14 protein-coding genes and 1 pseudogene are annotated in these 12,868 nt (G+C 71.4%); 9 read left to right on the plus strand and 6 right to left on the minus strand.

All coding sequences use genetic code 11. The features are described from left to right. The first annotated feature begins 131 nt into the window (after window positions 1-131). From ACWC2B_RS04880 to ACWC2B_RS04895, 4 genes are all read left to right on the plus strand, one after another. Window positions 132-746, plus strand: coding sequence for a TetR/AcrR family transcriptional regulator (locus tag ACWC2B_RS04880; RefSeq protein WP_450715011.1), 615 nt, complete (start codon window positions 132-134; stop codon window positions 744-746). Between the two features lie 26 nt (window positions 747-772). Then, window positions 773-1,930, plus strand: coding sequence for an acetyl-CoA C-acetyltransferase (locus ACWC2B_RS04885; RefSeq protein WP_450715012.1), 1,158 nt, complete (start codon window positions 773-775; stop codon window positions 1,928-1,930). 277 nt (window positions 1,931-2,207) lie between these two features. Further along, window positions 2,208-2,411 carry a cold-shock protein gene (locus ACWC2B_RS04890; RefSeq protein WP_053727847.1) on the plus strand — a complete coding sequence of 68 codons (204 nt, stop codon included), beginning with the start codon at window positions 2,208-2,210 and terminating at the stop codon, window positions 2,409-2,411. Between the two features lie 121 nt (window positions 2,412-2,532). Further along, a complete protein-coding gene (locus tag ACWC2B_RS04895; protein ID WP_450715013.1) occupies window positions 2,533-4,194 on the plus strand; it encodes a DEAD/DEAH box helicase in 1,662 nt (553 codons plus the stop codon). Between the two features lie 407 nt (window positions 4,195-4,601). Here the strand turns inward: ACWC2B_RS04895 and ACWC2B_RS04900 are convergent, their stop codons facing one another. From ACWC2B_RS04900 to ACWC2B_RS04920, 5 genes are read right to left on the minus strand one after another with little or no spacing between them, the layout of a single operon-like run. Continuing rightward, window positions 4,602-5,537, minus strand: coding sequence for a tyrosine-protein phosphatase (locus tag ACWC2B_RS04900; RefSeq protein WP_450715014.1), 936 nt, complete (start codon window positions 5,535-5,537; stop codon window positions 4,602-4,604). A 35-nt stretch (window positions 5,538-5,572) separates the two neighbouring features. Then, window positions 5,573-6,625 (minus strand): NAD(P)H-dependent flavin oxidoreductase, encoded by a 1,053-nt coding sequence (locus ACWC2B_RS04905; RefSeq protein ID WP_450715227.1) that lies wholly within the window; start codon window positions 6,623-6,625, stop codon window positions 5,573-5,575. Between the two features lie 11 nt (window positions 6,626-6,636). Further along, window positions 6,637-7,383, minus strand: a complete 747-nt coding sequence (locus ACWC2B_RS04910; protein ID WP_450715015.1) for a CoA-transferase subunit beta — start codon at window positions 7,381-7,383, stop codon at window positions 6,637-6,639. After that, window positions 7,380-8,222, minus strand: a complete 843-nt coding sequence (locus ACWC2B_RS04915) for a CoA transferase subunit A (RefSeq protein ID WP_450715016.1) — start codon at window positions 8,220-8,222, stop codon at window positions 7,380-7,382. Before ACWC2B_RS04915 ends, ACWC2B_RS04910 begins: the two co-directional genes overlap by 4 nt. Beyond that, window positions 8,219-8,998 (minus strand): enoyl-CoA hydratase family protein, encoded by a 780-nt coding sequence (locus ACWC2B_RS04920; protein WP_450715017.1) that lies wholly within the window; start codon window positions 8,996-8,998, stop codon window positions 8,219-8,221. Before ACWC2B_RS04920 ends, ACWC2B_RS04915 begins: the two co-directional genes overlap by 4 nt. A gap of 68 nt (window positions 8,999-9,066) precedes the next feature. Between ACWC2B_RS04920 and ACWC2B_RS04925 the strand changes: the two genes are divergently transcribed. The 5 genes and pseudogenes from ACWC2B_RS04925 to ACWC2B_RS04945 form a co-directional block, all read left to right on the plus strand. After that, window positions 9,067-9,843 carry an SDR family oxidoreductase gene (locus ACWC2B_RS04925; protein WP_450715018.1) on the plus strand — a complete coding sequence of 259 codons (777 nt, stop codon included), beginning with the start codon at window positions 9,067-9,069 and terminating at the stop codon, window positions 9,841-9,843. After that, window positions 9,840-10,754 (plus strand): SDR family oxidoreductase, encoded by a 915-nt coding sequence (locus ACWC2B_RS04930; RefSeq protein ID WP_450715019.1) that lies wholly within the window; start codon window positions 9,840-9,842, stop codon window positions 10,752-10,754. The genes ACWC2B_RS04925 and ACWC2B_RS04930 overlap by 4 nt, the downstream gene beginning before the upstream one ends. 237 nt (window positions 10,755-10,991) lie before the next feature. Then, window positions 10,992-11,414: a ribonuclease domain-containing protein gene (locus tag ACWC2B_RS04935; protein ID WP_450715020.1), complete on the plus strand. Its 423-nt coding sequence runs from the start codon at window positions 10,992-10,994 to the stop codon at window positions 11,412-11,414. Between the two features lie 224 nt (window positions 11,415-11,638). Further along, window positions 11,639-11,890: a hypothetical protein gene (locus tag ACWC2B_RS04940; protein ID WP_450715021.1), complete on the plus strand. Its 252-nt coding sequence runs from the start codon at window positions 11,639-11,641 to the stop codon at window positions 11,888-11,890. Next, a pseudogene (locus ACWC2B_RS04945) lies at window positions 11,851-12,099 on the plus strand (NUDIX domain-containing protein); the annotation flags it as partial. The gene ACWC2B_RS04940 and the pseudogene ACWC2B_RS04945, both read left to right, overlap by 40 nt. A gap of 6 nt (window positions 12,100-12,105) precedes the next feature. Here ACWC2B_RS04945 and ACWC2B_RS04950 read toward each other — a convergent pair. Then, on the minus strand, window positions 12,106-12,858 hold the full coding sequence (locus ACWC2B_RS04950) for a GntR family transcriptional regulator (protein ID WP_450715022.1): 753 nt from the start codon (window positions 12,856-12,858) through the stop codon (window positions 12,106-12,108). Between the last annotated feature and the right edge of the window lie 10 nt (window positions 12,859-12,868).

Genomic DNA, 12,868 nt, shown 5'->3' on the forward strand with positions numbered 1-12,868 from the left:
CGTTGCCGAAGCGTCCCGATAGCTCCGCTATCAAGACGCTCCGGCGCCTTGCGATGCACCGCACCAGACGCCACGACCTGTCCGGCCCTGACCCATCGGACACCCCCTAGCGGGGGCAGCACAATGGGCGGGTGCCGACGAACAAGAAGAAGACGCAGGTGACCGCCTCGCCCGAGCGGCGGCGCGAACTCCTGGCCACGGCGGCCGAGGTGTTCGCCGCCCAGGGGTACAACGCCACCACCGTCCGGAAGATCGCCGACGAGGCGGGCCTGCTCGCGGGCAGCCTCTACTACCACTTCGACTCCAAGGAGTCGATGCTCGACGAGATCCTCTCGACCTTCCTGAACGAACTCTGGGAGGGCTACGACGCCGTGCTCGCCGCCGGGCTCGGCCCGAGGGAGACCATCGAGGCCCTGGTCACCGAGTCCTTCCGGGAGATCGACCGGCACCGCGCCGCCGTCGCGATCTACCAGAAGGAGTCCAAGCACCTGGCCGCGCTGCCCCGCTTCCACTACCTGGCCGACTCGCAGCAGAAGTTCGAGAAGGCGTGGCTGGGGACCCTGGAGCGCGGGGTCGCCTCGAACGCCTTCCGCGTCGACCTGGACATCCGCCTCACCTACCGCTTCGTGCGCGACACGGTGTGGGTGGCCGCGTCCTGGTACCGCCCCGGCGGCCGGCACAGCCCGGAGGAGATCGCCCGCCAGTACCTCTCGATGGTCCTGGACGGAATCGCCGTACGTACGTAACTCGATTGTCCGATTGGGGAGTTGGCATGGCCGAGGCCTACATAGTCGAAGCGGTACGCACCCCGGTGGGCCGGCGCGGGGGAGGGCTCTCGGCGGTCCACCCGGCCGACCTCGGCGCCCATGTCCTCAACGCGCTCGTCGCGCGCAGCGGCATCGACCCGGCCGCCGTCGAGGACGTGGTGTTCGGCTGCCTGGACACCGTGGGCCCGCAGGCCGGCGACATCGCCCGTACGTCCTGGCTGGCGGCGGGCCTGCCCGAAGAGGTGCCCGGCGTCACCATCGACCGCCAGTGCGGCTCGTCGCAGCAGGCGATCCACTTCGCCGCGCAGGGCGTGCTCTCGGGCACCCAGGACCTGGTGGTCGCCGGCGGCACCCAGAACATGTCGATGATCCCGATCGCCTTCGCCTCGCGCCAGGCCGCCGAACCGCTCGGCCTGACCGACGGCCCCTACCTCGGCAGCGAGGGATGGCGGACCCGCTACGGGGACGCGCCCGTGAACCAGTTCCACGGCGCGCAACTGATCGCCGAGACATGGGGGATCTCGCGCCGCGACATGGAGGAGTTCGCGCTGACCTCGCACCGACGAGCCGCCCGCGCCATCGACGAGGGCCGCTTCGAGCGCGAGACCGTCGCATACGGAGACGTGACAACGGACGAGGGGCCGCGCAGGGACACCACCCTGGAGAAGATGGCCGGGCTCAAGCCCGTCATGGACGGCGGCACCATCACCGCGGCCTGCTCCTCCCAGGTCTCCGACGGCGCGGCCGCCCTCCTCATCGCCTCCGCGCGCGCCGTCGCCGAGCACGGCCTGACCCCGCGCGCCCGCATCCACCACCTCTCGGTACGCGGCGAGGACCCCATCCGCATGCTGTCCGCCCCGATCCCGGCCACCGCGTACGCCCTGAAGAAGACCGGCATGAAGATCGACGACCTGGACCTGGTCGAGATCAACGAGGCCTTCGCGCCGGTGGTGCTCGCCTGGCTGAAGGAGACCGGAGCCGACCCGGCCCGGGTCAACGTCAACGGCGGCGCGATCGCGCTCGGCCACCCGCTCGGCGCGACCGGCGTCAAGCTGATGACGACGCTCCTTCACGAGCTGGAGCGCACCGGTGGACGCTACGGCCTCCAGACGATGTGCGAGGGCGGCGGCCAGGCCAACGTGACGATCATCGAGCGGCTGTAGGTACGGGGGCCGCCGCGGCAGGGGGAGCGGCGGGCGGCACCGCTCCAGCGAGCTCCACAGGCTCTTGGTGACGAGCGCCACGGACGGGCCGCACGACGGCGTGCTATCGTGGTGGCTGTTGCAGTTTTGGTACCCATATACTTTATGTGCGCCTGACGGGAATGATCCTCAGGCGCATTATTTGTTTCCGGGGTTTCTCCGGATGGGCTCAATGCGGCGACGAGGAATCCGTAAATCCGCGGATTTCCGGAACTGCCCCTGTCTTAGGAGAAATGACATGGCTACTGGCACCGTGAAGTGGTTCAACTCGGAAAAGGGCTTCGGCTTCATCGAGCAGGACGGCGGCGGCCCCGACGTCTTCGCCCACTACTCCAACATCGCCTCCTCCGGCTTCCGTGAGCTCCTTGAGGGCCAGAAGGTCTCCTTCGAGGTCACCCAGGGCCAGAAGGGCCTGCAGGCGGAGAACATTCTCCCCGCCTAATCGCCGACGAGGCGTATTTTGCAGCCGCGTTCTAGCGGCTCGCGAATTTCGCAGCCGGGGCCCGCACCCTCAGGTGCGGGTCCCGGCTTGTGCTGTCTTGTCCCAGGAAGGCAAATTCCGTATGACGCGCATGACCAGCAAGCGCTCCGGTGCCGGTTCCGGTGCCGGTACCGGCTCCCGTTCCGGTTCCGGTTCCAGTTCCGGTGCCCGCAGGGGTTCCGGCCGGCCCGCCGCCAAGTCCACGAAGCCCGCCAAGGGCAGGACCATGGCGCCGCAGGGCGAATTCAAACTGCCGGAGACCCTCACCCCCGCGCTGCCCGCCGTCGAGGCCTTCGCCGACCTGGACATGCCCGCGGCGCTCCTCAAGACGCTCGACGCGCAGGGCGTGACCGAGCCGTTCCCGATCCAGGGCGCCACCCTGCCGAACTCGCTCGCGGGCCGCGACATCCTCGGCCGCGGCCGCACCGGCTCCGGCAAGACCCTCGCCTTCGGCCTCGCCCTGCTCGCCCGCACCGCGGGCCGGCGCGCCGAGCCCAAGGCGCCGCTCGCCATGGTCCTCGTACCGACGCGCGAGCTCGCACAGCAGGTCACCGACGCGCTCACGCCGTACGCGACGGCCGTCAACCTGCGCCTCACCACCGTCGTCGGCGGGCTCTCCATCACCAAGCAGGCGAACTCGCTGCGCCGCGGCGCCGAGGTCATGGTCGCCACCCCGGGCCGGCTCAAGGACCTCATAGAGCGGGGTGACTGCTCACTGGAGAACGTGGGCATCACCGTCCTCGACGAGGCCGACCAGATGGCCGACATGGGCTTCATGCCGCAGGTCACCGCGCTGCTCAAGCAGGTCGAGCCGGACGGCCAGCGCATGCTGTTCTCGGCGACCCTGGACGCCAACATCGACCGCCTGGTCCGGATGTTCCTCACCGACCCGGTGGTCCACTCCGTCGACCCGTCGGCCGGCGCGGTCACCACGATGGAACACCACGTCCTGTACGTGATGGACGAGACCGACAAGAAGGCCGTCACCACGCGCATCGCGGCCCGCGACGGCCGCGTGATCATGTTCCTGGACACCAAGCGCTCCGTGGACCGGCTGGTCAAGCGGCTGCTCTCCAGCGGCGTCCGCGCGGCGGGCCTGCACGGCGGGCGCTCGCAGCCGCAGCGCAACCGCACGCTGGACCAGTTCAAGAACGGCCAGGTCACCGCGCTGGTCGCGACCAACGTCGCCGCGCGAGGCATTCACGTCGACGACCTGGACCTGGTCGTCAACGTGGACCCCCCGACCGACCACAAGGACTACCTCCACCGCGGCGGCCGCACCGCGCGGGCGGGCGAGTCGGGCAGTGTCGTCACGCTGGTGCTTCCCGAGGAGAAGCGCGAGATGACCAAGCTCATGTCGTTCGCGGGGATCCGTCCCCGGACGGCGGAGATCAAGTCGAGCTCCGAGGAACTCGTACGGGTCACGGGCGCGCGGGAGCCGTCCGGGGTGCCGGTGGTCATCGAGGTGCCGGCCCAGCCGGAGCCGAAGCGGGCTCCCTCCGGGGGGCGCAGCCGGGGCCGCCGCGGCGGGCAGGGTTCCCGCGGGGGCGCGGGCCAGGCGTCCGCACCCCGCGCGCAGGGTTCTGGCTCTGCCAGGCAGGGCTCCGGTTCCGCTCGGCAGGGTGCCGGCGGCTCCGCCAGGCAGGGTGCCGCATCCCGTTCGCAGGGTGGGCATGCGCAGGGCTCTGGGCAGGGTGCGGGTTCCCGCGGGCAGGGTGGGCGCGGGCGTCGCTCCGGCGCCTGATCTATCCCCACCCCACCCCTCCCCGCTGTGACACTCTGCGGCTCCGCCACGTGGCCTCCGGGGGTTGAAGAGCGGTGAGGCCGGTCTCCTGAGGCTCCGCCCCAGACCCCGTTCGCGCCCGAAGGGCGCTCGTCCTCAAACGCCGGACGGGCTGGGTATGCCCCCCTGCCAGGTTCGATCCTGCTAGGAGCAACCCTGATAGGGGCGCGGGGAACTGCGCGACCAGCCACGTACGGCCCGCGGGCGAAAGCGGGTTAAGGGGCGTGGGGAACTGCGCAGACCAAAGGGGGCCGCACCCCGTAGGGGCCCCGCGCTCAGACCTTCCGCGTCGCGGAGGAGGGGGTGCGGGGTCCGGGGCCCAGCCCCGCGGCACCCCGCCCCGCCGCCCGCAAAGTCGCCCCCCTGCGTCAGTCCACCAGCCGCACCCGCAGCGCCGCCAAGTCGCGGAGGCCGAGGCCCAGCCCCTGCGTCAGGTACCCGTACAAGTCGCCGTACTGGGACGACAGTTGGGCCACCGCCGCGTTCAGGTAGTCGAGGCGCACCTCCTGCAGCGGGATCAGCAGGTCCGGGTTCTGCATCATGCCCGACTGCTTCAGGCCCGCCCGCAGTGCCGCGTCCGCCGCCGCCCGGAAGCCGTTGGACGCCAGGTAGTCCTGCTGGGCCGTCGCGTCCGGCACGCCCAGCGCGCGCAGCAGTACGTAACTCTCCCACCCCGTACGGTCCTTGCCCGATGTGCAGTGGAACAGGAGAGGGCCTCGGCCCGCCGCCAGGTCCTTCAGTGTCGATCCGAACTGCGCTCGGCTCGCCGGATCCGAGACGAAGTCCTGGTACACCGTCCGCATGAGGGCCTCCGCCTTGCCGTGGCCCAGCATCGCGTCCTGCTTCGCCGGGTCCTTGGACCCGATCGCGGCCAGCATCTGCGCGTACAGGCCGCTGTCGGAGACCGGGCGTGCGGTGGGGGCGAGCCCGGCGGGGAGGCGGTCGGGGCCGTCGTACTGGAGCTCCAGGGGCACCCGGAAGTCGACCACCTCGCGCAGGCCGAGCCGCGAGAGGGTCGCGACGTCCGCGTCCGTTGTCCTGTTCAGGGAGTCCGCCCGGTACGCGAGGCCGTACCTGACCCGCTTCCCGTCGTACGTGCCGTATCCGCCCAGGTCGCGGACGTTGACCGCGCCTTGCAGGACGACCTGGTGGATGGGGGAGGCGGCTTGGTGGTGTGTGCCGGTGGTGGGTGCGGCGGCTGCTGCCGATGTCGTCGCGGGCAGTATGCCCACCGCCAGGGTCGCGGCGACGGCCACGGCGGTCGCCATCCTGGCTCGCGTCACTCTGCGGGTGGCGTGGCTCATGGGGGGGGGATCAACTCCCGTGCGAATAGGGGGATTCACCCCGCCGTCGTCGGCAGGGTGGCGAGCACATGCGCGGCCTCGGTCATCACGCGGGTGATCAGTTCCTCGCAGCTCGGGAGGTCTTCGATCAGCCCTGCCACTTGGCCCGAGGCCATCACTCCGAGATCGGTGCGGCCCTCGACCATCGACGCCCTCAGCAGCATCGGAGTGTTGGCCGCAAGCAGCACCTGACTCCACGTCAGGTTCTTGCCGTGCTTCATCGCCAGGCCGTCCCTGACCAGTTGGGGCCAGGTCAGGCCGGAGATCTTCTTGAAGCCGGCCGCCCGGCGCACCGCCTGTGCCAGCGCGCCGACGCGTCCCGCCCCTTCCAGCGATGCGACGAGTTCCGTACGCAGCATGCGGTGCGGCAGCCCGTCCACGGCCCTGGTCACGGTGACGTCCTTGACCGTGGCTTCCAAGTACTTCGCCTTCACCGCGTCCGGGACCGTGGAGTCGGAGGTCAGCAGGAAGCGGGTGCCCATCGCCACGCCCGCCGCGCCGTAGGCGAGCGCGGCCACCAGGCCCCGGCCGTCGTGGAAGCCGCCCGCCGCGATCACCGGGATGTCCACTGCATCCACAACTTGCGGCAGCAGGACGGTAGTTGCCACCTCTCCGGTGTGCCCGCCGCCCTCGCCGCCCTGCACGATCACCGCGTCCGCGCCCCACGCCGCGACCTTCTCGGCGTGGCGCCTCGCGCCGATGGACGGGATCACGACGACGCCCGCGTCCTTCAGCTCGGCGATGAGTTCGCGGGAGGGGGCGAGGGCGAAGGACGCCACGCGCACGCCCTCGTCGATGATGATCCGTACCCGCTCGCGGGCGTCGGCGGCATCGGCCCGCAGGTTGACCCCGAACGGTTCCTCCGTACGGGACTTGACCTCCCGCACCGCCCGCTTCAACTGCTCGGTCGTCATCGTCGCGGAGGCGAGGATGCCGAGGGCGCCCGCGTTCGCGGTGGCCGAGACCAGGCGCGGGCCCGCGACCCAGCCCATGCCGGTCTGCACGATCGGATGCCGGACGCCGGCCAGCTTCGTCAGCGCCGTCTCCAGGCGGGGCGGTGTCACGGCCTGACCTCGCGGTCGCGCAGGCTGTCCGGGTCGATGACCTCGCGGATGAGGCGGAGTTCTTCGGTGGTGGGTTCGCGGGTGTACGCCGGATCGTCGAGGCCGGACAGTTCGAACGCCGTCGCCTCCCGTACGTCATCGGCCGTGACCCCGGGGTGCAGGGACACCACCCGCATCGAGTGGTCCGGCGTCGCGAAGTCGAAGACGCCCAGATCGCTCACGACGCGCGGGATGCGGTGGTAGCGCGTCGCGGACGGGCCCGCGGTCGCCGCGCTGTCGTACCCGACCCCGCTGATCATGTCGACCTTCGGCACGAAGACCCGGGTCGAGTGCTTCGGCACCCAGTAACTCACCGGATTATTAAGGGTGTTGACGGGTGCACCGCGTACGCCGAGGAGCTGGCGGGCGGGCCGGTTCCAGTCGCCGATGCAGGAGATGTTCTGGTTGCCGAACCGGTCGATCTGGCTCGCGCCCATCATCACGTGCCGCCGCCCGCCGGTGACCATGGCCAGGTGCTGGCGATACGGCAGCCAGCCCTCGGGCTCGCCGTCGAGGCCGACCAGCATCGCCTCGCCGTCGGTGAGCAGCAGGTCCGGCGAGAAGGTGCGCCGGGCGAGCCGGGCACCCACCGAGGGGATCACGCCCATCGGGCTCGCGAGCACCTCCCCGTTGTCGCGCCACGCCTCGGCGCAAGCGATCACGCAGTACTCGGCGCGGGACACCCGCACAGTGCTGGTCGTCATTTCCGCTCCTCGTGCCAGCTCTGCACCGCCGACTGGTAGGACTTCTCGTCCGGCCCGGACAGGAAACGCTCGGCGAACTCGGGCCAGGGCGTGGTCGCGTACAGCTTCTGGAACGGCTCGTCGCGGCCGTGGTCGGGCACGCACGACGTGAAGTGCGCGCCGTTCGGGCTCTCCACGACCCCGGTCACCGCGTACCGCTTGACCAGCAGGGACTGCGGCACCGCGCCCCGGAAGCCGTCCACGATGCGCTCGCACGAGACGTACGCGCTGTCCGCGGCCTCGCAGAACAGGTCGTCGAAGTACGGGTCCGGGCCCAGGTACTGGCCGTTGCCGAGCCGGTCCGCGCGGTTGAGGTGGACGAGCGCCGCGTCCATGCGCAGAGCCGGCATCGCGACGAACGTCTCGCCGTCCTCGTACGGTGAAGTGACCGTACGCAGCGCCGGGTTGACCCGCATCACGTCCGAGCCGATGCCCGCGCGGACCGGCAGGAAGGGCAGTCGATTGGCGGCCGCGTGCAGCCCCCACATGAACATCGCCTCGTCGACCTCCATCAGCTCGAAGGCGCCCGCCTGGCGAGCCGCGCGGAAGTGCGGCTCCAGGGGGATCGAGTCGAGCGTGGCGAACGGCGCGACCAGTTTGCGGATCCGCCCGGCGGCGGCGAGCAGTCCGACGTCGGGGCCGCCGTACGAGATCACCGTCAGGTCGGTGACGGGGGAGCGGAGCAGGGCCCGCACCAGCGCCATCGGCTTGCGGCGCGAGCCCCAGCCGCCGATGCCGACGGTCATGCCGCTGCGCAGCCGCGCGACGACGTCCTCGGGCGTCATGGTCTTGTCCGTCACGGGGAGACCTCCTCGGTGGCCGGTGCGCCGGAGGTGTCAGCTGATCCGAAGGTGTCGCGGACGCGGTCGGCGACGCCGCTGAGGCCTGCCTCGAAGGTGAAGCCCTGCTCGAACCGGTAGCTGCGGCGTACGTCGACCGGGTCGATGCCGTTGATGGCGGCCTTGGCGAGGCGGATCAGGGTGCCGTCCTTGCGGGCGATCTCCCGCGCCAACTCCAGGGCCGCGGAAGGGAGTTCGGCGCGAGGGACCACTTTCCACACCGAGCCGTGGGCGTGCAGCTCCTGGGCCGTCGCCGTGCGCGAGGTGTAGTACAGCGCGCGCATGAGGTGCTGCGGGACGAGGCGGGCGAGGTGGGTGGCGGCGCCGAGCGCGCCCCGGTCCAGTTCGGGCAGGCCGAAGACGGCGTCGTCGCTCGCCACGATCGCGTCCGCGTTGCCGGCCAGGCCGATGCCACCGCCGAGGCAGAACCCGCCGACCGCCGCGACGACCGGCACCTCGCACTCGTATACGGCGGCGAAGGCCTCGTAGCAGCCCCGGTTCGCGCCGATGAGAGCGGCGTGCCCCGGGTCGCGCTGCAACTCCTTGATGTCGACCCCGGCGTTGAAGCCGCGGCCCTCGGCGGCGAGCACCACACAGCGGTTCTCGGGGTCGCGCCCGGCCGCGCGGACCGCGTCGGCCAGCTCGTACCAGCCCTGTACGGGAAGGGCGTTGACGGGCGGGAAGTCGACTGTGACGAGGCAAATGCCCTTCTCGGGGCTTGCGGTGGAGACACCCATGGGCGGATCAGCTACCTTTCCACCAAACATTTGTTAGGTCAGGTGTTGAGTCAGGAAGGTAGCAGCGGATGGAGCTGGCCGGGAAGGCAGTCGTCGTCACCGGTGGCACCCGGGGCGTGGGCGCGGGGATCGCGAGGGCGTTCCTCGGGGCGGGCGCGGACGTCGTCGTGTGCGCCCGCAGACCGCCCGACGAACCCGTCGAACTCAGCGGCCGCACAGCCGAGTTCCGCCCGCTCGACCTGCGCGAACCCGACGCCGTACGAGGCTTCTTCGCGGAGGTCGCCGCCGACTACGGACACCTTGACACGCTGGTCAACAACGCGGGCGGAACTCCGTACCGGCTGCTCGACGAGGGTGAGGCGGAACGTCACGCGCGGGTCGTCGAGCTGAATCTGACGGCCCCGCTCACCGCGTCGCTCGCCGCCCGGCCCCATCTGCGGGCGGCCCGGGGATCGGTCGTGATGATCGGCAGCGTGAGCGGGGGGCGGCCCTCGCCGGGGTCGGCGGCGTACGGGGCAGCGAAGGCGGGTCTGGAGAGCCTCGCGCGTTCGATGGCGGTGGAGTGGGCGCCCGAGGTCCGGGTCAACACCCTGGTCCTCGGGATGGTCCGCACGGAACTGAGCGAGTTGCACTACGGCGACGCGGAGGGCGTCGCGCGGGTGGGTGCGACCGTGCCGCTCGGCCGACTCGCCGAGCCCGAGGAGGTCGGGGCGGCCGCGGTCTTCCTCGCCTCCGCGAAGGCGGCCTACGTCAGCGGAGCGTCGCTGCTTGTCCACGGCGGCGGGGAGCGCCCGGCGTTCCTGGACGCGGCAAACGTCAACCAGTCGGAAGGGAACGGAAGATGAGCGGTTTGTGCGAGGGTCGGGTCGTCATCGTGACCGGCGCGGGACGGGGGCTCGGCCGCGCGCATGCGCTGGCGTTCGCCGAGCAGGGGGCGCGGGTCGTGGTCAACGACCTCGGGGTCCAAGCCGACGGGGCGGGCGGATCGGGCGGCCCCGCGCAGTCCGTGGTGGACGAGATCCACGCGGCGGGCGGCGAGGCGGTGGCGCACGGCGGCGACATCGCCACGGCCCAGGGCGCGGCCTCGCTGGTCGCGACGGCGGTGGACGCGTTCGGTGCGCTGCACACCCTGGTCAACAACGCGGGGTTCCTGCGCGACCGGATGCTGGTCAACCTGGACGAGGACGACTGGGACGCGGTCGTGCGGGTCCATCTCAAGGGCCACTTCCTGCCGCTGAAGTACGCCGCCGCGCACTGGCGCGCCGAGGCGAAGGCAGGCCGCGAGGTCGCGGCCCGGGTCGTCAACACCAGCTCCGGGGCAGGACTGTTGGGGTCGGTCGGCCAGGGCAACTACAGCGCCGCGAAGGCCGGGATCGTGGGGTTGACCCTGGTCGCGGCGGCGGAGATGGGCCGGTACGGAGTCCAGGTCAACGCGATCGCCCCGGCGGCCCGCACCAGGATGACCGAGGGCACCTTCGCGGAGGCGATGGCGGCGCCGGGCAGGGCGGGGGCCTTCGACGCGATGGCCCCGGAGAACGTCTCGCCGCTGGTGGTGTGGCTGGGCTCGGCCGCGAGCGAGGGCGTCACCGGCCGGGTCTTCGAGGCGGAGGCGGGCCGCATCACCGTGATGGAGGGCTGGCGTCCGGGCCCCACCAGCGACAAGGGCGCCCGCTGGACCCCGCGCGAGGCGGGCGATGCGGCACTGAAACTCCTCGCGGAGGCGGAGACGCCGGGGGTGGTCTACGGATCGCGGTAGACCGATCGCGGTAGACGGATCGCGGTAGACGGATCGCGGTAGAACGACAGGACAGCACGCGACAGGACAGCACGCGACAGGGCAGCAGACGACAGGACAGCGGATGATCTTAGGTTGCGCCCGGCTTAACCTCCCGTGACGCTCCCGTTACGCGGCGGACCGCCTCGGTTAACAGGTAGAAAAATCAACGGTGTTGGCGTTGACGGCCCCCGCTCTACGCGCGTCATCATGGTGCACATGACAATCCCCCCACGCATCGCAGCCCTTGGTGGCGCCTTCGCCATAGCCGCCACCCTCCTCGCCGGGCCGGTCGTCGGCTCGGCGTCGGCCGCCCCCGCGGCCACCGCCGTCTCCGCCTCCGTGTCCGTGAAGTCGGTCGGCAACGTCTGTTACTCCGCGCTGCCGTCCCAGGCGCACGACACGATCAGCCTCATCGACCAGGGCGGCCCGTTCCCGTACCCCCGGGACGGCATCGTCTTCGACAACCGCGAGCAGGCGCTGCCGAGCCAGAGCCGCGGCTACTACCACGAGTACACGGTGATCACCCCGGGCGCGCCGACGCGCGGCGCCCGCCGGATCATCGCGGGCGAGCAGGCCCACGAGGACTACTACACCGCCGACCACTACGCCACGTTCAGTCTGGTCGACTTCGGCTGCTGAGCCGGGAGTTGACCGGTAGTTGATTTACGACGAGGCCCGCCTCGCCCCTTCCGGGGGTGGGGCGGGCTTTCGTCGTTGTTCGTGCAGCACGGGGGCGGCTGGGCCGGGTTGGCTCGGACGGGCCTCGGCCGCGTGACTCCCGCGCCCTGGCCGTGGCTGGGCAGTACACCCCAGCCGCCCGGGCGCTCGACGAGGCCCGACGCGATCTTGACGGTGCGGCCGACATGGAACACCAGTGGCTGAGCCCGTTCGATGCCGCCGCGCTGGCGAGCGAATCGGCGCTGATCCTGCGCGACCTCGACCGGCTCGACGAGGCCCTGACGCAGGCGGAGGAGGCGATCACGCTTCGGGAGACTGGGCGAGCGCGTTCGCTCGCGCTGAGCCGGATCACGCTGGTGGACATCCATCTGCGACGGGGGGATCTCGACGCGGCAGTGCGAACGAGCCGCCGGAGGACGCGGCGATTCGGGAGCTGAGCGAGGAGTTGCGGCTCAGGCCGACGTTGCGGGGATTGCTCGTGGTGGACTGGGTGGCACCGCACGGTCCCTGGGACGACCAACTCGCGTTCGTCTTCGACGGCGGCACCCTCGATGAGGCAGCGGCGGCCTCACTGCGGCCCCGTGACGAGGAGTTGTCCGAGGCCGTGTTTGTGGAGCCCGAAGAGGTGCCCCGCCGGGTCAGTGACAGCCCCTCACTCCTTCCCCAACTGCCGCCCCAACGCACTCGCCGCCACCGAGTTGTGCACCGTGAACGCCACCGTCCCCGGCAGATAGCGGTCCTCGGACCACTCGACCGGGGTGCCCGCAGGGTCGGTGGAGCGGCGGCGTTCGCGCAGCAGCGCGTGGCCCACCCGGCAGCCGAGCAGCTTCGCGTCGTCCGCGTCCGCCAGCACCACGTCGATCGTGTGGTGCGCGTCCGTGAACAGGACGCCCTGCAGCTCCAGTTGGTGGGAGTGCGACACCTCGTCCACGTCCATCGCTGCAACCAGGCGCCCGATCCGCTCCGGGTACGTCGAGCGCTCCACCATCACCGGGGCGCCCGACAGGGTGCGGACCCGGCGGACCCTGAACACCCTTGTGCCAGCGGGGAGTTGGAGGTGGTGGGCCTCCTCCTCCGTCGCCTTCGCCGGTTCGACGGCCACCGTGCGGCCGCCCGGCTCCTCGCCCAGCGAGCGCGCCCAGCGGGCGAACGAGCGCAGCTCCCCGAAGCTCTGCAGGCGGGCCGCGCCGCCAAGGACCACCCGGCGGGCGCCGCGCCGCGAGGTCACCAGGCCGTCCGCGCGCAGCGACGCGAGCGCCTGGCGGACCGTACCCCTCGACACGCCGTAACGGCGGGCCAGTTCGTCCTCGGCGGGCAGTCGCGCGCCCGAACCGTACTCGCCCGCCGCTATGGCGGTCCGCAGGTCACCGGCCACTTTCCGGTAGAGCGGCGACTTGCTGGACACCTCGGACCCC

It is taken from the genome of Streptomyces sp. NPDC001415 (assembly GCF_053597395.1).